Source organism: Ochrobactrum sp. WV_118_8, assembly GCF_039631535.1.
GTDB classification, from domain to species: Bacteria; Pseudomonadota; Alphaproteobacteria; order Rhizobiales; family Rhizobiaceae; genus Brucella; species Brucella anthropi.
Genome location: NZ_JBDIUZ010000001.1, coordinates 1,748,408 through 1,765,610, shown reverse-complemented (window position 1 = coordinate 1,765,610; position 17,203 = coordinate 1,748,408). Strand labels below are relative to the sequence as shown.

Sequence of the window (17,203 nt, the reverse complement as noted above, 5' to 3'; positions counted from 1 at the left end):
TCGACCTCACTCAAATTCCATAATCAGTTCGTCTACGGCAAGGCTGGAGCCAGCCTCCGCTGTGATGCGCTTTACGGTAGCACGGCGTTCCGCACGCAGCACGTTTTCCATCTTCATGGCTTCTACGGTGGCCAGTGGCTGACCGGCTTCGACAGTTTCACCATCCTTGACGAGGATCGATGTGATGACGCCCGGCATCGGGCAGAGCAGCATTTTCGACGTATCTGGTGGCAGCTTTACCGGCATGAGTTTTGCGAGTTCTGCGACACGTGGCTTGCGGACGTGAGCGACCATATCCATGCCGCGCCAGCGCAGGCGCCAGCCAGTGCCCGAGCGCGAAACTTTGATTGCAATGGGCTTGCCGCCAACGGTGAATGAGCCCAGATGGCTACCGGGATGCCAGTCGGTGGCAACAGGCAGGCTACCACCATCCACAAAATTGATCGTCGTTCCGCCTTCGCCTTCCACAATGCGAACCGGCAGGATGAACCCGCCAAGTGTCGCCACCCAATCAGTCGCGACCGATTGCTTTTCGCTGGAAATCCGTCCGGAGATCTGCATGTTGCGCTGTTCGATCGCCAGATTGATCTGGGCAGCAACCGCAGCAAGCACCCGCGCATCATCTTCCGAAACCGGGACACCGGCAAAGCCGTCCGGATATTCCTCGGCAATGAATGCAGTGGTGAGCGCGCCTTCGCGGAAACGCGGATGATCCATCACTGCCGACAGGAAGGGCAGGTTGTGACCGATGCCTTCAACCTCGAATGCGTCCAGAGCATCTCCCATCGCATCGATGGCGCTGGTGCGATCCGGCCCCCAGGTGCAGAGCTTTGCGATCATCGGATCATAATACATCGAAATTTCGCCGCCTTCGAACACGCCAGTGTCATTGCGTACGATCGTACCATCCGAATTGCGGCCTTCGGCTGGTGGGCGATAGCGGGTCAACCTGCCGATAGAGGGCAGGAAGTTGCGATATGGGTCTTCCGCATAGAGGCGGCTTTCCATAGCCCAACCGTTGAGCTTCACGTCGCTCTGGTCGAAACGGAGCTTTTCACCCGATGCAACGCGGATCATTTCTTCCACGAGGTCGATGCCGGTAATGAGCTCCGTCACCGGATGCTCAACCTGCAAACGCGTATTCATTTCAAGGAAGTAGAAGTTGCGGCTGCCATCAACGATGAACTCCACCGTGCCTGCAGAATAATAGCCAACGGCCTTTGCGAGAGCCACTGCCTGCTCGCCCATGGCTTTGCGGGTGGCTTCATCCAGGAATGGCGAAGGTGCTTCTTCAATGACCTTCTGATTACGGCGCTGGATGGAACATTCGCGTTCGCCGAGATAGACAACATTGCCGTGCTGGTCACCCAGAACCTGAATTTCAATATGGCGCGGCTGGGTGACGAATTTTTCGATGAAAATGCGGTCGTCGCCGAAGGAGGCCTTGGCTTCGTTGCGCGACAGCTGAAAGCCTTCGCGGGCTTCCTCGTCGTTCCACGCAATACGCATACCTTTACCGCCGCCGCCGGCAGACGCCTTGATCATCACCGGATAGCCGATCATGCTTGCGATTTTCACCGCTTCGTCGGCATTCTCGATCAGACCCATATGGCCCGGCACGGTGGATACGCCTGCTTCCGCGGCCAGCTTCTTCGAGGTGATCTTGTCGCCCATGGCCTCAATTGCGTTCACCGGCGGTCCAATGAAGGTGACATTGGCTGCCTTCAGTGCTTCCGCAAAACGCGGGTTTTCCGACAGAAAGCCGTAGCCGGGATGTACGGCATCTGCGCCGGTTTCCTTGATCGCAGCCAGAATCTTGTCGATGACGATATAGGACTGATTGGACGGCGCTGGTCCGATGTGGACCGCTTCGTCAGCCATTTTGACATGCAGGGCATTGCGGTCGGCGTCGGAATAAACAGCAACCGTTGCGATGCCCATTTTCTTCGCCGTCTTGATGACCCGGCATGCGATTTCGCCGCGATTGGCAATGAGAATTTTCTTGATCATGTGCGTTTACTCAAATGAACCGGGGGATCACAGCGGGATGGTGTCGTGCTTCTTCCACGGCGTGCTTTGCTGCTTGTTGCGCAGGCTGGCAAAAGCGCGGGCAATGCGGCGACGCGAGGAATGCGGCATGATGACTTCGTCGATGAACCCACGTTCAGCGGCCACGAACGGATTGGCGAAACGCTCCTCATATTCCTTCGTGCGCCCGGCGATTTTTTCGACATCACCCAGCTCGGAACGATAGAGAATTTCTGTTGCACCCTTGGCACCCATCACGGCGATTTCCGCCGTCGGCCAGGCATAATTGATATCAGCACCGATATGTTTTGAGGCCATCACATCATATGCGCCACCATAGGCCTTGCGGGTGATGAGCGTGACCATGGGAACAGTTGCCTGGCTATAAGCGAAGAGCAGTTTTGCGCCGTGCTTGATGACGCCGCCATATTCTTGCGCCGTGCCGGGCAGGAAGCCCGGAACATCCACAAGGGTCAGGATCGGGATATTGAAGGCGTCGCAAAAGCGAACGAACCGGGCAGCCTTGCGCGATGAATCGATATCGAGGCAACCGGCAAGCACCATGGGCTGGTTTGCAACGACACCGATAGTCTGACCATCCATACGGATGAAGCCGGTAATGATGTTCTTCGCAAAAGATTCCTGAATTTCGAAGAAATCGCTTTCGTCGGCCAGTGCGTGGATAAGCTCCTTCATATCGTAGGGCTTGGTGGCGCTATCTGGAATCAGTGTGTCGAGCCGCATTTCGAGCCGGGCCGGATCATCGAATACCGGGCGTACTGGCGGCTTCTCGCGATTGTTGAGCGGCAGGAAGTCGAACAGAATGCGGACCTGTTCCAGCGCTTCAATATCGTTCTCATAAGCGCCATCGGCGACCGATGACTTTCTGGTGTGGGTCGAGGCGCCGCCCAGTTCCTCTGCGGTGACAATTTCGTTGGTGACGGTTTTTACCACGTCGGGGCCGGTCACGAACATATAGGAGCTGTCACGCACCATGAAGATGAAGTCGGTCATGGCTGGCGAATAGACCGCGCCGCCTGCGCAAGGGCCCATAATGACTGAGATCTGTGGCACCACACCAGACGCATCCACATTGCGCTTGAACACGTCGGCATAGCCCGCGAGTGACGCGACGCCTTCCTGAATGCGCGCACCACCGGAATCGTTGAGGCCGATTACCGGCGCGCCGTTCTTCATGGCCATATCCATGATCTTGCAGATTTTCTGCGCATGGGTTTCGGACAATGAGCCGCCCAGAACGGTAAAATCCTGGCTGAACACATAAACCTGCCGGCCGTTGATCGTGCCCCAGCCCGTCACGACGCCGTCGCCAGCGACCTTCTGCTTTTCCATGCCGAAGTCGGTGCAGCGATGCGTGACATACATATCGAACTCCTCGAACGATCCTTCGTCGAGAAGCACTTCGATCCTTTCGCGGGCAGTAAGCTTGCCTTTGCCATGCTGGGCATCGATACGGCGCTGACCACCGCCAAGGCGGGCTTCCGTACGACGGGCTTCGAGTTGCTCAAGAAGTTCCTGCATAAAGTCCCCACTTTTGGGCGGCCTTTGGAAGGCGAGTTATGAAACTGAAAAGATAGTCTTTTTCTCCTTCCTGCTTAAAATCGGAAGGCGTTCTGGAAAAGCTTGAAAAGGTGCGATTGTGTAAGATATAAATTTGCAAATAGCGAAATGCGAATTTGCGAAAATGGCACCGAGAAAACTTTATATCGGCAGAAAGATACGCGAAATACGCGAGCAACATAAGGCAACCCAGTCGGGCTTTGCTGAACGCCTCGGTATTTCAACGAGTTATCTCAATCAGATCGAGAATAATCAGCGGCCTGTTTCCGCAGCCGTTTTGCTCGCGCTGGCTGAAAACTACCAGATCGATATAGGCGCCATTTCACTGGGTGATGATGATCGATTGCTTTCAGCTGTTTCCGAGGCACTGGCTGACCCCGTTTTCGACAATTACAAGCCGAACCTGCAGGAACTGAAGCTCATTACGCAAAATGCGCCGGGGCTGACTCATGCGCTGATCGCCTGCCATCAGGCCTATCGCCGCAACAGCGAACAGCTCGCAAGTCTGGATAATCAGCTGGGTCGCGCTCCGTCTACTGCGGAGCCTGCGCCTTATGAGGAAGTTCGCGACTTTTTCCATTTTATCGACAATTACGTACATGAGATTGATGTTGCCGCAGAAAAGCTGGCAGCGGAGCTAAATATTCCGGGTCGGGACATCGGCGTAGCCTTGCCGCAATATATGGCGGAGCACCACCGTGTGCACATTGCGCGGGCCGGGCCGGAGGAGGCAGTCCTGCGTCGGTTCGATCCTGCAGCACGTGTGCTTTATCTCAACCCCTATTCTCCCGCCTCAACCCGCAGTTTCCAGATCGCGTTCCAGATCGCCGAACTGGAAATGGAAGAACTGGTGAGCACGATTGCTGGACGAGCGGATTTTCGCTCTGCCGAGGCTGTTGAAATTTGCAAGATCGGCTTGCGCAATTATTTCGCCGGGGCGCTGATGCTGCCCTATCAGACATTCCTTTCAGCAGCCAAGGAGCTGCGCCATGATCTGGAGCTGTTGGCATCGCGTTTCGGGGCAAGTCTGGAACAGGTTGCACATCGGCTTAGCACCTTGCAGCGTTCCGGCCATCGGGGCGTACCGGTGTTTTTTGCTCGCATAGACAGGGCTGGAAACATCACGAAGCGACACAGCGCTGCCAAGCTGCAATTTGCGCGCTATGGTGCTGCGTGCCCGCTATGGAATGTGCATCAGGCATTCGAGACGCCGGGACGGATCATTCGGCAGCTTGCCGAAACGCCGGATGGTGCGCGCTATCTTTGCATTGCGACAGAACTGACCAAGAGCGAGGGGGGATTCAATGCACCTCAGCGGCGCTACGCTATCGCCCTTGGCTGTGAGGTGGCCTACGCGCAGGATTTTGTCTATGCGGATGGGCTCGACATAGCAGTGCGCTCTGCCTTTGATCCGATTGGCGTTTCCTGCCGTATCTGCGAACGCGCTGAATGTGTGCAGCGCGCCGTTCCGCCGCTTAAAAGCAGATTGGCGGTCGATCATGACCGCCGCGGAATATTGCCTTATCGGCTGCTCTAGATATTTGTTTAACGCGCATCTTTACCGAAAACCGTTTCACACTTTTCGGGATCCGCTCTGAATTTCAGAAGCCTGTATGTTCCTTGAGGAACTCGGTTTCCTCGTGGGTGGTATCGCGACCAAGCACCTTATTGCGATGGGGAAAGCGTCCAAAGCGTTCGATGATATCGTGATGCTGGCGGGCGAAACCGAGCGAGAACTCGTCGCCGAGCCTTTCATAAAGATCGACGCAGCGCTTCTGGTCGCTCAGATGCTCACTATGCATGAATGGCAGATAGAAGAACTGGCGTTGTTCGGGCGATAGTTTGCGGTCGAAATCGTGATCGAGCGCCTGCGCCGCCACATCTCGGGCCAGCCCGTCACTTTCAAAAGAACGCGGTGAACCACGGAACATATTGCGCGGAAACTGGTCGAACAGAATGGTGAGCGCAAGCGCACTTTCGGGCTGTTGTTTCCAGTGTTCCAGCTTGTCGGCGCGAGCATCTTCGTAAGCCGTCAGAAATTTCTCACGAATTTCCGCGTCGATCTCATCACTTTTGCTGAACCAGTTTTCTCGCATCTTCGGCGAGAACCAGAAATCGAGAACGTCCTTGGGTTCGATAGCCATGACAGGCCTCCTTTCTGGTTTTACTGTGCCTTCTGGTTTGTAGCTTCCGGCTGCGGGCAGGGCGGTTCGCCCTTGAAATTGCGCGACATGCAGGCGAATCGATCAAAACTCTTGCCTGTATCCATGGCCGCCTTACCAGCTCCCCCGCATCCGGCAAGAACGGCCAGAGAAATCAGAATAGCGAAGTTTTTCATGGGGGTCCTTTCAGGGGCCATGTGGTCTGCTTCTATAATAGGGATCGTGATCTTCAGTCGCAACAGCGACTCCGATCAACTGGAGCGGTTCCAGTTAAAACGGGTTCACTGGAACCGCTCGATCTCTTTGTTTTCGCATTATCCTACGCAAAATTGCTTCGCACTTTTGCTGGAGATGCTCTAGCCTCTACCACGATAGTTGGGCACGCCTTGTTCCGGTATCCAGACGTTCTGCGGCGCCGCTCCGGTCTGAAAGAAAACGTCGATGGGTATACCGCCACGTGGATACCAGTAGCCGCCGATCCTGAGCCATTCCGGCTCCAGCAGCTCGACGAGGCGCTTGCCGATGGTTACCGTGCAATCTTCGTGAAATGCACCGTGATTGCGGAAGGAAAACAGGAACAGTTTCAGAGATTTGCTTTCCACCAGCCACTGGCCGGGAACATAGTCGATGACCAGATGCGCAAAGTCTGGCTGTCCCGTCATTGGGCATAGCGAGGTGAATTCAGGTGCGGTGAAGCGCACACAGTAAGGCGTTCCCGCTTGCGGATTTGCGACCCTTTCAAGGATGGCATCTTCCGGATTTTGTGGGATCGAAGCGTTGGAGCCGAGCTGCTTGAGATCGGAATATATCGTCTTTTCAGACATTTGCGTGCCTTTGTTTCAAGCCACGTCGCAGTCTTGCAGCGCTTGATTGCGCTCATCCTTGTTTTGACCGGGTAGGCTGCGACCGGTGGCAAACTGCCAATGACCGGGAGCTAGCAGACCACAACCGTCTCGTAAAGAGTGCAAACAAAAGCCCGCGCATTGAGCGCGGGCATAAGTATCAGGCTGTTCTTGCTGTTCAGCGGCGATCAGAAATGGCGCACCCGATGGCAACACCAATGAGAATACCGATAATTCCGGCAGTTCCGAAAAGGGTCGTGGCTGTGCCTGGGTTTTCGCGAACCGTTTCGGCAACGACCTGACCGCGTTCACGCACGGCCTGCGCGGCATGACGGAAACGACCGGACGCATCATCCATGACGTCCTCCGCGCGTTCTCTCAGCTCGCCAGAATGTGACGCCAGCGACTTTGAAAGGCGCTTCAGTTCAGTGCGCATATCGGCAATCTGCTTTTCGAGAGCCTGCTGGATTTCGTTCGTGATCTTTTCGTCGGCCATTTGAAGTCTCCGTTGAATTGATGACGATAAAACGAGTGAAAACGCGTTCGGTTCCATGCTGCGACAATGCGGTTAACAAACATGGTAAACCGCTCGTAAACCATTTTAATTTATCATTTTCGAATACAAGAACGATCTGGAGCGGGGCCAGAATGTATATCGAAAAAGATACGTTTGTCGGTGGCTGCGAGCCGGTAGCTGCGCGCGTTGTCCGTGCTGCTCAGTTGGCCCGGCAATGTATTGACCAGCTTCAGTCTGATCATGTTCGTGCACGTGCAGAAGCCGCATTGACGCTTTTGCTTGATGATCCTTCCCCGAAAGTTCGCATGGCTATTGCAGATGTGCTTTCGACCAGCGTGCATTCGCCTTTGCATATCGTAACTGCGCTTGCAGGCGATCAACCGGAGGTGGCGGGATATATCCTTGCACGCTCAAAGCTTCTTAGCGACGCTGATCTGATTGATCGTGTGGCCTATAGCGCTCCATCGATGCAGGTTTTGATTGCCGCGCGCCCGCATGTTTCCTTCGCAGTCGCGGCGGCAATCGCCGAAGTCGGGAATAATGAAGCTGTTGCTGAAATGCTCTTCAACAGCTGCGCCCGTATCGCCCCCGTTTCGTTTCGGCGCATCAGCGAGCGCTGCGGACATGATGCTGTCGTACGGGAAGCCTTGCTGGCCCATCCGCATCTTCCGGCTGAATGCCGTCATCTACTCGCAGTGAAAGTCGGAGAGGTTCTCCAATCTCTTCCACTGGTGAAATTGCTTCTGGGTCAACGCCGCGCCGATAAGGTTGTAGGCGATGCGACTGCTCGTGCCTCAATGCAACTGGCGGAAAACTGTTCACAGGAAGAACTCCCGGCGCTGGTCGAACATCTGCGTCTGCGCGGTGAAATCACGACCAGTTTTGTTATCCGTGCTGTTGCCGGAGGCCGTATAGATTTCTTCGCCAGCTTGCTGGGCGCACTTTCCGAGCTCGATGATAGGCGCATTTGTGCGATTATTTCGGGCGGACGTCCTGCTGCCCTTGCTGCGCTTCTTCGCTCTTCCGGATTGAACGATGCCACGCATGCGCCCTTGATTGTTGCCATCGAGGCTTGGCGGGCGGTTGCTGCCGGGCGAAAGCGTATGGGCGCTGCGGAAATATCAGCACTCATGTGCGAGGCTGTCGGGGGCGGCCGATTTGCTGCTGCCAATGACGATCTGGCCGCATTGCTACGTTCGATCCATCTGGAATTCATGCGTGAAACGGCAGGCGACAGACTGAAGGCTATTCCCGCTGCCTGATCAGCCTTCTTGCCGGAAAGGGCGCATAAGGCTGAGGCCATAGCCAACAGCAATGCCAAATATGGCTCCGGCCGCCTTGAAAACAAAGTCTATGAACTCGCCGTGACGCCCAGGTGCCAAACGTTGCATCAGTTCGAAAAGTGCGGCGCAGCCGACTGTCAGCAGAAGAACACCCATCCAGTGGCGAGGATAGGCGAGGGCGAACAAGGCTCCGACCAGAAAGAAAGCCGCAAACCGCTCTAGATCGACGGGCTCACCTGTCACGGGGCGGAATTTAATCGGGCTGATCGTAACTGCAAGGATGGCCAGAAGTATCATCCAGGCGCCAATGCGCAAAAATCGCTTCATGAAGAGCGCCTTTATTCATCCGTATGATCGCCGGGTGGTTCATCTTGCTTCGGATCGCCACAACGTTGGTACATTCGATCGGTTATTGACTTTTTCAATGCGTTACCGAATGGCAACTCATAATGGGAAATGACATCGACGCCCATACACCATTTAACGTCGTGAGGCGACAGGGCATAATTGGTTTCGAGAAAGCCAAGCGCGTAATTCATGCCTTCGTCGCATTGCTCTGTCTGACAGAAATTACCGTCTCTGGCGAGCTGACGAATCGAACCTTCTCCGATCCTCACGACAATTGGTTCGACGGCAAATGGGGCCGCGCCTATCACAGCGATGACGACAAGTCCGATCAAGGTAAATTTTATAGAGCGCCGCATGAATCGCCATTTGTAACTGGTTTCCGCAAGTTCATAACGCATGAGCGGCAATATGATGGCAAGTCGCAATCCATGGGAAATCAGCGGAAATTAAGGGGTTTCAGCTCAATACCCTTTGGAAAAGCCTTCACCGTTTGTGGCGGTAAGTGAAATTGATTATTCCGGTTTTCGGCCAAATTGTAGCTAGATGTATTTTAGTTCGCATCGGTTTAATGTTGACTTTTACGTAAATGGGGGAGCACAACTTAGCCTCTGAACTCAATTCGGTTTAGAGGCTGGTCCGCTTGATATAAGGCAGGAATGTTGTGGTGCGCGAATATTATACGATCACAGAGTTGACGCGCGAGTTCGGTATTTCAACCCGTACTTTGCGCTTCTACGAAGATGAAGGCCTGATCGCTCCTGTGAGACGTGGCCGCACACGACTGTTCCGTCCCGCCGACCGTCATCTTCTGAAGCAGATTCTGCGTGGCAAGCGGCTTGGTTTTTCGATCGCCGAAATCCACGAAATCATCCAGATGTATCGTGAGCCGCCCGGCGAGACGGGGCAGCTGAAGCTGCTCATGAAGCGCGTTGAGGAAAAACGCGCCGATCTTCGCCAGAAGCGACGCGACATTGAGGAGACACTCGGCGAACTCGACCAGATCGAGGAATCCTGCATCGAGCGTCTTGCCGAACTGGGCGTCAATACCTGATCTGTTTTACCGGGTAGCGGGCACCGGTGAGCACATTTGTGCAATATCCTGGACCGTGCTGTTGTTCTCCTGATCGATCTTGCCGCTGAAGACATCATCGAACAGTTTCGCTTTATCCAGTTCCGTCACGACGCAGCCGCAGAACTGCTGGCATAGCTGTTCGCTTCCGTTTTGCAGGCATGCAGCAACACAGGATTGCGTGAAAGCTTCTCGCGGTGTTGGCTGTGCCGGAGGCATCAGTTGCGAGAAGACATAAACTAGCGCGATCAGAACTGGCTGATGAATGAGATAAAAAGCCAGACTATGCCTGCCGATAAATGTCAGCGGCTTTTCAAGCAACTGGGGTTTGATCCCGCCAGCCAAGAGCTGAAGCCATCCAAAACGCTGAAACATGCGCGCCGCCGCCATGCCGATAAGGACAGCTCCGAACCACGGAAACAGCGGCACATAATCGTTCGAACGCGGCGCCACGGTCGAAAGGCCGACCCAGCTGAGCGCGGGATTGTTGAAAATATCGGCGCTTGCGTAAAGCGGGGCGCTGATGACCAACGCTGCAATGATCAATATTGCAAAGGCGGGCAGGCGCAGGAAAAGAAGACCGAGCACACTTGCCAGAGCGATCTGGTGAAGGATGCCGAAGAAGATGAAACTGTCCGGCGACATATACCATGTGACTGCTGAAATCGCGGCCGCAGCGATAACGATCTGTGCCAGACGTTTCGCCATTGATTTCCAGCGAATCCCGTTGCCATGCGCCAGAACGAGGCTGAAGCCGACCAGAAACAGGAAGCTTGAGGCAATACAGCGGGCGAAAAGCTTCCAGCCCCCATGGGCAGTTGTGGCAGGCGCCATATAGCCGAAAAACTCAAGATCCCAGCCAAAGTGGTAGATCGCCATGGCGATCAGCGCGATCCCACGCGCAATATCGATGCGCCCGAGACGAATACGGGACGAAGGTGCAATATCCTGAGGCGTGATGTTAGACATGGTTCCTTCCGGCTGGATAGCGCTATCCGGCGTTTTTCGATTCCCGGCAAATCTCTAACACAGGCTTTTGCAACACTATAGTATGCGGTCGCACACGGATTCGTGCTGGCATGGGCACGGAACGAGGGCTGGATATTGGAGAGCTTGATTGTTTTTTAGTCTGTCGAAGATTTTCTGGCTGTTTTTCCAACCTGTTATGATAATTCTCGTTCTTGTCCTGATTGCTTTTCTGGCCATGTGGCGAGGTTCTCGACGGCTCAGTATGAGTGTGCTGGGGTTGTCTATCGCCATTCTGTTTTTTGCGGCTTTCACCACACTGGGTTCTGTTCTGCTTGCCCCGCTGGAAGATCGTTTCCCGAAACCGGATGCAATGCCACAACATGTGGATGGGATTGTTGTTCTTGGCGGCTATATGAATGGCGACATCAATGCCGGGCGCAAAGGTTTCGAGTTGAATAGCGCGGCCGACCGCATTTTCGAAGCGATGCGGCTGGCGAGATTATATCCAGACGCCAGGGTTATTGTTTCCGGAGGTGATGGAGCCTTTTTCGAAGAATCCGTCAAAGAGGCAGATAGCACGCGGCAGATGCTGGTAGATCTCGGCTTTTCCGGCGAACGTTACATCTATGAAAACAAGTCTCGGAACACGGTTGAGAATGCAATTTTCTCGAAAGAACTGGCCCAGCCCAAGCCCGGCGAAACGTGGCTTCTGGTGACTTCCGCATATCATATGCCGCGATCCGTTGGCTGCTTTCGCAAGGCGGATTTCGATATTGTCGCCTGGCCGGTAGACTACAAGACGCGCGCCAGCGAGCGTTTTGCCCTTTATCTCGAATCCCCGAATGAAGCGCTTTCGCGGTTCAGCGTGGCCATGCGTGAGTGGGTAGGACTTGCCGCTTACTGGTTGGCGGGCAAGACAGATATGCTTCTACCTCAACCCTGATGTCGCATTTCTGCCGTCACTTTAAAGCTTTTGTTAAGGTTATCTATTGGTAACTGATTGATAAAGAAAGCTTTCATGAAGCGTATGTTCAATCCTGAAAATTCATCGCCACAATTCAGTCGCTTTTCGCCGTTGCGTTCCGTTGTTCACGAAGCTATATGATTGGTAACAGCGTTGTGAAGGACGCTGTGTAAAAGAGTTGCACAACAAGGTTGCCAAAATCTCCATGGACGAAACCGTTCAAAAATCCTGCTGGGGCGTTACGCTCTGGGCAGTCGTTGGTCTCGCTGCTGTCATCCTCATGGCCTATTTGTTCTCCGTCTAGAGCATGTCTCCCGAAAGTGGGAACCGGTTTCGGGATAAAGACATGCGTGAAAACAAACGGATAGAGCATTTCCAATGAATCAAACAAAACAGGAAATGCTCTAGAAGTCAGGCGGCGTTACGTATTCCGGAAATTTGATGCCGCATTTCGGCATTCCGTTTGCGTTGATCCTTTCCTACACTATCTGATAGAGATACGCGGTTTCTGCGTTAGCGACTTTTTGCCGATTTTTGTCTAGAATGGACGATCAGGCAAATCGCGGGCGACGCTGCGATCAGGAATCAATCAGCCTTTATGACGGCTGCAGAAGGTGTGGAATGTTTCTGTCGGTTTTCGATCTTTACAAGATTGGCATTGGGCCTTCCAGTTCGCATACGATGGGCCCGATGACGGCTTCGCGCATGTTTCTCAATGAAATTATAGGCGGAAACTGGCCACGGCCTGCGCATTCGAAAATCCACCGGTTGAAAGCGAGCCTGCACGGCTCTCTTGCATATACCGGCGTCGGGCATGCGACGGATCGAGCCGTTATTCTGGGGCTCTGCGGTCATCTGCCGGATACGATTGATCCCGACATTATGGACGTTGAAGTTGAGAAGGTTTTTACCGAGAAGAAGGTGAAACCCGAAGGACATCCGGCCTATCATTTCGATCCGAAGGTCGATCTCGTACTGGATCGGAAGACTCCTTTGCCGGGGCACGCCAACGGCATGGCTTTCTCTGCATTCGATGCCGATGACAATCTTCTCTTGCGTCGGGCATACTTTTCCATCGGTGGCGGCTTTGTGGTGACCGAAGAAGAGCTGAGCCGCGTTCAGCGCAGCGGTGCAAAGCAGGACGACAAGGCTGATGTGCCGTTTCCGTTCCGTAGTGCTGCTGAGATGCTTGAGATGGCCCACGACAGCGGGCTGTCGATCGCCGAAATGAAGCGGGCCAATGAAGAAAAGCATATGGCACGCGGTGATCTGGATAATGGTCTCGATCGTATTTGGGGGGCCATGCGTGGCTGTATCGAGCGTGGACTGAGCCGGGACGGTGTCATGCCGGGCGGCCTGAATGTCCGTCGTCGTGCGCGACAGCTTCATGATAAGCTTCAGGATGACTGGCGCAACAATCGCAGCAACCCGCTTCTGGCAAATGACTGGCTTTCGGTTTACGCGATGGCAGTCAATGAAGAAAACGCGTCCGGTGGCCGGGTAGTCACCGCACCAACAAATGGCGCTGCAGGCGTTGTACCGGCGGTTCTGCGCTATTATCTGCATTTTCATGATGATGCCGATGAGAAAGGCATTCGCGATTTTCTCCTGACGTCTGCCGCAATTGGTGGTGTCATCAAGCACAACGCATCGATTTCTGGCGCGGAAGTTGGTTGTCAGGGCGAAGTAGGATCAGCATCGGCAATGGCGGCAGCGGGTCTTGCCGCTGTGCTTGGCGGATCGCCTGAGCAAATTGAAAATGCTGCTGAAATTGCGCTCGAACACCATCTTGGCATGACCTGCGACCCGGTTGCCGGACTTGTGCAGGTGCCGTGCATTGAACGTAACGCGCTTGGTGCGGTGAAGGCGGTGACCGCAGCGTCACTTGCTGTAAAGGGCGACGGCAAGCATTTTGTACCTCTCGACGCTTGTATTGAGACAATGCGCCAGACCGGTCACGATATGAGCGAGCGTTACAAGGAAACCAGTCAGGGCGGTCTCGCCGTCAACGTGGTCGCCTGTTGATTCGCAATTCTGGGCGGAATGCGATGCTTCAGGCTTGAAGCGCGCATTCGTCTTGGCTAAATCACCCCTATGGCTCTCAATCTCGTCAAACTTTGTGTCGGCTGCGACAGTATCGAAGATCTCGCGGCTTGGATCGATTTCCGTCTCGCTGAACAGCGTGCGGCCGGTTTGGTGCCGGAACAGTTTCACACAACGAGAATGGTTCCGAAACGGATCGATGAGCTGCTGGAAGGTGGCTCGCTCTACTGGGTTATCAAGGGCAACGTCCAATGCCGTCAGCGCCTGCTGGATGTTCGTCCATTTACAGATGAGCAGGGTATCAATCGCTGCCACCTTGTTCTCGAACCCAAGGTCATTCCGACCGAGTGGCAGCCACGCCGTGCCTTTCAGGGTTGGCGCTATCTGGCTGAAAATGAAGTTCCGCGTGATGAGGCTGCTGGTAAAGCGGGCAGGGCTGCCTTGCCTGCAGAATTGCGACAGGAGCTCGCGGCGCTGGGGTTGCTTTGAAGATTGACACACTCATGAAAAAGGGCCTGCCGGTTAACCGGCAGGCCCTTTTTTATTTCATCTGGTGTTCATTCAGTTTTCTATCGTCAGGCGCACAGAAACTCGGTCGAAATTCACCGGCAGGGTCATCCGCATGGAAGCCCGTGGTTGAACCAACCGCTTGTTACGTGCTGCATGAGAGACGAGCAGCCCGACCAGATCTTTAGTCTGAAAGCCGGTGCCTCGCCTTACATCGGCAATTCGCAGGGCAGCCTGCTTGAGGCCTTGCACCGAGAACAATGCACCGAAAGCTGAAGTCTTGCCTTCATCCTGTGTCCAGTCGGCTGTTTTGAACGGCGGCTGGCCGAAAGTTTCTCTCATATTTGACATCTCGAAACCCTCTACGCACTACAAATTCGGGTTTGAAGCTGGCAACGAGGGGGCAGAACCCCTCGCAATCGATTAGTTCGCGACTGCATAGCAGCCGAAGTTTTTCTTCTTCAGCGAGGCGCAGGCATCCCAAGCAGCCTGCTTGGAGGAGAAGCCAACAAAGCGGGCGCGGTAGAAAGTTGCGCTACCCTTGTTGAAGGTCTCGGTATAGGGCGACGCCGCACGCAGCGTGCCACCTGCCGTGGCAGAAGCCTTGGCAAGCATGTCCCGTGCCTGACCTTCGCTCGGGAGGGAGCCGATCTGGATAGCCCAGCCACCGGCAGCAGGGGCGGATGCCGTGGTGACCGGATCGACTTCCTGAGCCTGTGCAGACGGGACGGCGGCCTTCGGTGTGGGGCGGATCGCAGCCTGTGCGGCCAGCGCAGCAGGACGCGCGGTCGGTGCTGCAAGTGCCAGAACCTGAGGCTGGTCGCTATCGCCTTCACCGCTTTCGTTGTTGATGATGTCGTCCACGGCTGCAACCTGACGGGTTACAGGAACAGGGGCATTCTTGGCCTTGGGAAGATCGATCGAAGCAATGACCTGCGGTGCATCGTTGCGCATGGCGACGAGCGGTGCAGCGTTACGGCTACGCGTTGCCATAGGAAGATATTTGCGGATGAGCTGAGTCATATGGGCGTCGCGGCTTGCACCGGTATTGCCGCCCATGACCACCGCTACGAGCCTGCGGCCATCCAGACTGACTGAAGAGGCCAGATTGTAACCGGATGCATTGGTGTAGCCGGTCTTGATGCCGTCCACGCCCTCAACGCGACCGAGCAAACGGTTGTGACCGTTGATGGTCTGTCCGCGGAAAACGAAGCTGCGGCGGGAGAAATAGGAGAATTCGTTCGGGAAATGCTGGCGAAGTGCGATGCTGAGAATCGCCATGTCGCGTGCAGTCGTATGCTGTGCCATGTTCGGCAGACCCGATGCGTTACGGAAGGTCGTGTTACGCATGCCAAGACGACGAGCCTTTGCTGTCATCATCTGCGCAAAGCGCTCTTCGGAGCCGCCGATATATTCGCCGACGGCAGTTGCCACGTCGTTGGCCGACTTTGTGATCATGGCCAGCGCTGCATCTTCAGCACGAATGCTTTGCCCCGAACGGAAGCCGATTTTAGTGGGCGGACGTGCGGCGGCATAGGCGGACACCGGGATACGCGTGTCCTTGTTCATACGCCCTGCCTGCATTGCCTCGAAAAGCATATACAGAGTCATCATTTTGGTGAGGGAAGCTGGATAGCGCTGTGCATCCGCATTCGAGGCAAACAGCGTTTTGCCCGTGTTCGCATCGATCACGATCGCTGCATATCTATCGCTAGCCGCTATCGCCGGTATCGTTGTCGAAGCTGTCGAACACCCCGTTACAACTGCAAGAAGAAGGGTGGCTTGCGCCGCTCTTTTCAAGGCATATGCGACTTTACTAAATGCGGTACGCACGATGATGACCTACCTGTATCCCGGATTTTTTGAACTGCGACACAAAAGGCACACAGCGTCTAATTCGGTGATCCTACTGCCATCAGCGTTACCAATCCGTTTATGGTAACCGTGTTGTTCATAAATTTCGGAAAAATTTTGAGGAAGCCATAACGCTGACAGTCCGTTCAGGCCCGGTGCGTTGCGAACGTTCACGCAGATGTGTCAATGAAATGCTGTGTTCGTATCAGGGGAAGGCAGTGGTGTCACAACACAAAAAAACCCGCTTGCGCGAGTTTAGTTTTGCTGCTGCCTTGTTTGGGTGGAAGGGGAGAGGCAGCCTCTAGAAATGAGCGGGTTTTAAAAAGTATGTTCTGTTAGTAGCCCTAATGCATTTATTAATGTTTTGATTATGTGAGAAAATTAGTATTTTTTTCGTATTCGTGAAACCGCAATTTGTGTTCCGCTTTTTATAGGGTCGAGTTTATTAGGTCCAATTATTAGTACCTATATTATTTGGCAGCGAAGTGCTCCGGCTATTTTACATAGAGCTGTTTTGTCATGACCTATCGTTCGGACGACATCATATAACTGTGTCAAGCCTCGTTATTGCAATAAGTCCCGGTTGCAAGTGCCAATGAAGGGCTTAAAATCACCACATGACGACCTACATAATAGGGCAAGTTGGGTCAGGCAGATGGGCATCCGGGTAATAGGTTTCATGAGGCATCTCGATATAGTCATGCAAAGCAAGACTGACGGCGGAAATGGTCCGGAAAACGGCACCGTTGTAGTTACGCGTACACAGCCGAAAACCAAGAAGCCCAGCCTCTACCGTGTCCTGCTCCTCAATGACGACTACACACCCATGGAGTTCGTCGTTCATGTCCTGCAGCGGTTTTTCCAGAAGAACCAGGATGATGCCACGCGCATCATGCTGCATGTTCACAATCACGGGGTCGGCGAGTGCGGCGTATTTACATACGAAGTCGCCGAAACCAAAGTTAGCCAGGTCATGGATTTCGCCCGCCAAAACCAGCATCCGCTGCAATGCGTGATGGAGAAAAAGTGAGGTCAT

Annotated in this window: 18 protein-coding genes; 7 read left to right on the top strand and 11 right to left on the bottom strand. The window is 54.3% G+C overall.

The features are described from left to right. Positions 1–6: 6 nt before the first annotated feature. Both ABDF71_RS08465 and ABDF71_RS08460 read right to left on the bottom strand, forming a co-directional pair. Positions 7–2,010: an acetyl-CoA carboxylase biotin carboxylase subunit gene (locus ABDF71_RS08465; protein ID WP_437260065.1), complete on the bottom strand. Its 2,004-nt coding sequence runs from the start codon at positions 2,008–2,010 to the stop codon at positions 7–9. 27 nt (positions 2,011–2,037) lie between these two features. Further along, complete coding sequence (locus ABDF71_RS08460; RefSeq protein WP_151663018.1) at positions 2,038–3,570, bottom strand: acyl-CoA carboxylase subunit beta; 1,533 nt, start codon at positions 3,568–3,570, stop codon at positions 2,038–2,040. Between the two features lie 163 nt (positions 3,571–3,733). On the opposite strand from ABDF71_RS08460, the gene ABDF71_RS08455 reads away from it, so the two are divergent. After that, positions 3,734–5,146, top strand: coding sequence for a helix-turn-helix domain-containing protein (locus ABDF71_RS08455; protein ID WP_437260066.1), 1,413 nt, complete (start codon positions 3,734–3,736; stop codon positions 5,144–5,146). A gap of 64 nt (positions 5,147–5,210) precedes the next feature. On the opposite strand, the gene ABDF71_RS08450 is transcribed toward ABDF71_RS08455, so the two are convergent. From ABDF71_RS08450 to ABDF71_RS08435, 4 genes are all read right to left on the bottom strand, one after another. Continuing rightward, positions 5,211–5,753, bottom strand: a complete 543-nt coding sequence (locus ABDF71_RS08450) for a DUF924 family protein (protein ID WP_010659952.1) — start codon at positions 5,751–5,753, stop codon at positions 5,211–5,213. Positions 5,754–5,773: 20 nt separating this feature from the next. Then, entirely contained in the window at positions 5,774–5,947 is a 174-nt protein-coding gene (locus ABDF71_RS08445) for a hypothetical protein (RefSeq protein WP_010659953.1), read from the bottom strand. A gap of 180 nt (positions 5,948–6,127) precedes the next feature. Beyond that, the gene (gene queF / locus ABDF71_RS08440; RefSeq protein ID WP_012091934.1) at positions 6,128–6,595 is read right to left on the bottom strand and encodes a preQ(1) synthase; all 468 of its coding nucleotides are present in this window, start codon (positions 6,593–6,595) and stop codon (positions 6,128–6,130) included. Between the two features lie 196 nt (positions 6,596–6,791). Continuing rightward, the gene (locus tag ABDF71_RS08435; protein WP_012091935.1) at positions 6,792–7,109 is read right to left on the bottom strand and encodes an ElaB/YgaM/YqjD family protein; all 318 of its coding nucleotides are present in this window, start codon (positions 7,107–7,109) and stop codon (positions 6,792–6,794) included. Between the two features lie 152 nt (positions 7,110–7,261). Between ABDF71_RS08435 and ABDF71_RS08430 the strand changes: the two genes are divergently transcribed. After that, positions 7,262–8,392, top strand: a complete 1,131-nt coding sequence (locus tag ABDF71_RS08430) for a DUF2336 domain-containing protein (protein WP_437260067.1) — start codon at positions 7,262–7,264, stop codon at positions 8,390–8,392. Here ABDF71_RS08430 and ABDF71_RS08425 read toward each other — a convergent pair whose 3' ends face one another. Both ABDF71_RS08425 and ABDF71_RS08420 read right to left on the bottom strand, forming a co-directional pair. Continuing rightward, positions 8,393–8,740: a VanZ family protein gene (locus tag ABDF71_RS08425; RefSeq protein WP_010659958.1), complete on the bottom strand. Its 348-nt coding sequence runs from the start codon at positions 8,738–8,740 to the stop codon at positions 8,393–8,395. Positions 8,741–8,751: 11 nt separating this feature from the next. Beyond that, a complete protein-coding gene (locus tag ABDF71_RS08420; protein ID WP_010659959.1) occupies positions 8,752–9,117 on the bottom strand; it encodes a hypothetical protein in 366 nt (121 codons plus the stop codon). A 308-nt stretch (positions 9,118–9,425) separates the two neighbouring features. On the opposite strand from ABDF71_RS08420, the gene ABDF71_RS08415 reads away from it, so the two are divergent. Next, positions 9,426–9,812 (top strand): MerR family transcriptional regulator, encoded by a 387-nt coding sequence (locus tag ABDF71_RS08415; RefSeq protein WP_010659960.1) that lies wholly within the window; start codon positions 9,426–9,428, stop codon positions 9,810–9,812. Between the two features lie 6 nt (positions 9,813–9,818). Here the strand turns inward: ABDF71_RS08415 and ABDF71_RS08410 are convergent, their stop codons facing one another. Continuing rightward, complete coding sequence (locus ABDF71_RS08410) at positions 9,819–10,799, bottom strand: heparan-alpha-glucosaminide N-acetyltransferase (RefSeq protein WP_500061467.1); 981 nt, start codon at positions 10,797–10,799, stop codon at positions 9,819–9,821. A 148-nt stretch (positions 10,800–10,947) separates the two neighbouring features. Between ABDF71_RS08410 and ABDF71_RS08405 the strand changes: the two genes are divergently transcribed. From ABDF71_RS08405 to ABDF71_RS08395, 3 genes are all read left to right on the top strand, one after another. Next, positions 10,948–11,742, top strand: a complete 795-nt coding sequence (locus ABDF71_RS08405; protein ID WP_029924646.1) for a YdcF family protein — start codon at positions 10,948–10,950, stop codon at positions 11,740–11,742. Positions 11,743–12,384: 642 nt separating this feature from the next. Then, positions 12,385–13,788 (top strand): L-serine ammonia-lyase, encoded by a 1,404-nt coding sequence (locus ABDF71_RS08400; RefSeq protein WP_437260068.1) that lies wholly within the window; start codon positions 12,385–12,387, stop codon positions 13,786–13,788. A 69-nt stretch (positions 13,789–13,857) separates the two neighbouring features. Continuing rightward, positions 13,858–14,295 (top strand): DUF1489 family protein, encoded by a 438-nt coding sequence (locus tag ABDF71_RS08395; protein WP_010659965.1) that lies wholly within the window; start codon positions 13,858–13,860, stop codon positions 14,293–14,295. Positions 14,296–14,367: 72 nt separating this feature from the next. On the opposite strand, the gene ABDF71_RS08390 is transcribed toward ABDF71_RS08395, so the two are convergent. Further along, positions 14,368–14,664, bottom strand: coding sequence for a hypothetical protein (locus ABDF71_RS08390; RefSeq protein WP_010659966.1), 297 nt, complete (start codon positions 14,662–14,664; stop codon positions 14,368–14,370). Between the two features lie 72 nt (positions 14,665–14,736). Further along, positions 14,737–16,146: an SPOR domain-containing protein gene (locus ABDF71_RS08385; RefSeq protein WP_437260069.1), complete on the bottom strand. Its 1,410-nt coding sequence runs from the start codon at positions 16,144–16,146 to the stop codon at positions 14,737–14,739. A gap of 721 nt (positions 16,147–16,867) precedes the next feature. On the opposite strand from ABDF71_RS08385, the gene clpS reads away from it, so the two are divergent. After that, the gene (gene clpS, locus ABDF71_RS08380; protein WP_061346484.1) at positions 16,868–17,197 is read left to right on the top strand and encodes an ATP-dependent Clp protease adapter ClpS; all 330 of its coding nucleotides are present in this window, start codon (positions 16,868–16,870) and stop codon (positions 17,195–17,197) included. Positions 17,198–17,203 lie beyond the last annotated feature (6 nt).

Coding starts and splice junctions, on each gene's coding strand:
- ABDF71_RS08395 (WP_010659965.1), top strand. CDS start 13,858: ATGGCTCTCAATCTCGTCAAACTTTGTGTCGGCTGCGACAGTATCGAA.
- ABDF71_RS08465 (WP_437260065.1), bottom strand. CDS start 2,010: ATGATCAAGAAAATTCTCATTGCCAATCGCGGCGAAATCGCATGCCGG.
- ABDF71_RS08435 (WP_012091935.1), bottom strand. CDS start 7,109: ATGGCCGACGAAAAGATCACGAACGAAATCCAGCAGGCTCTCGAAAAG.
- ABDF71_RS08455 (WP_437260066.1), top strand. CDS start 3,734: ATGGCACCGAGAAAACTTTATATCGGCAGAAAGATACGCGAAATACGC.
- clpS (WP_061346484.1), top strand. CDS start 16,868: ATGCAAAGCAAGACTGACGGCGGAAATGGTCCGGAAAACGGCACCGTT.
- ABDF71_RS08460 (WP_151663018.1), bottom strand. CDS start 3,570: ATGCAGGAACTTCTTGAGCAACTCGAAGCCCGTCGTACGGAAGCCCGC.
- ABDF71_RS08400 (WP_437260068.1), top strand. CDS start 12,385: ATGTTTCTGTCGGTTTTCGATCTTTACAAGATTGGCATTGGGCCTTCC.
- ABDF71_RS08410 (WP_500061467.1), bottom strand. CDS start 10,799: ATGTCTAACATCACGCCTCAGGATATTGCACCTTCGTCCCGTATTCGT.
- ABDF71_RS08445 (WP_010659953.1), bottom strand. CDS start 5,947: ATGAAAAACTTCGCTATTCTGATTTCTCTGGCCGTTCTTGCCGGATGC.
- ABDF71_RS08390 (WP_010659966.1), bottom strand. CDS start 14,664: ATGTCAAATATGAGAGAAACTTTCGGCCAGCCGCCGTTCAAAACAGCC.
- queF (WP_012091934.1), bottom strand. CDS start 6,595: ATGTCTGAAAAGACGATATATTCCGATCTCAAGCAGCTCGGCTCCAAC.
- ABDF71_RS08425 (WP_010659958.1), bottom strand. CDS start 8,740: ATGAAGCGATTTTTGCGCATTGGCGCCTGGATGATACTTCTGGCCATC.
- ABDF71_RS08450 (WP_010659952.1), bottom strand. CDS start 5,753: ATGGCTATCGAACCCAAGGACGTTCTCGATTTCTGGTTCTCGCCGAAG.
- ABDF71_RS08420 (WP_010659959.1), bottom strand. CDS start 9,117: ATGCGGCGCTCTATAAAATTTACCTTGATCGGACTTGTCGTCATCGCT.
- ABDF71_RS08430 (WP_437260067.1), top strand. CDS start 7,262: ATGTATATCGAAAAAGATACGTTTGTCGGTGGCTGCGAGCCGGTAGCT.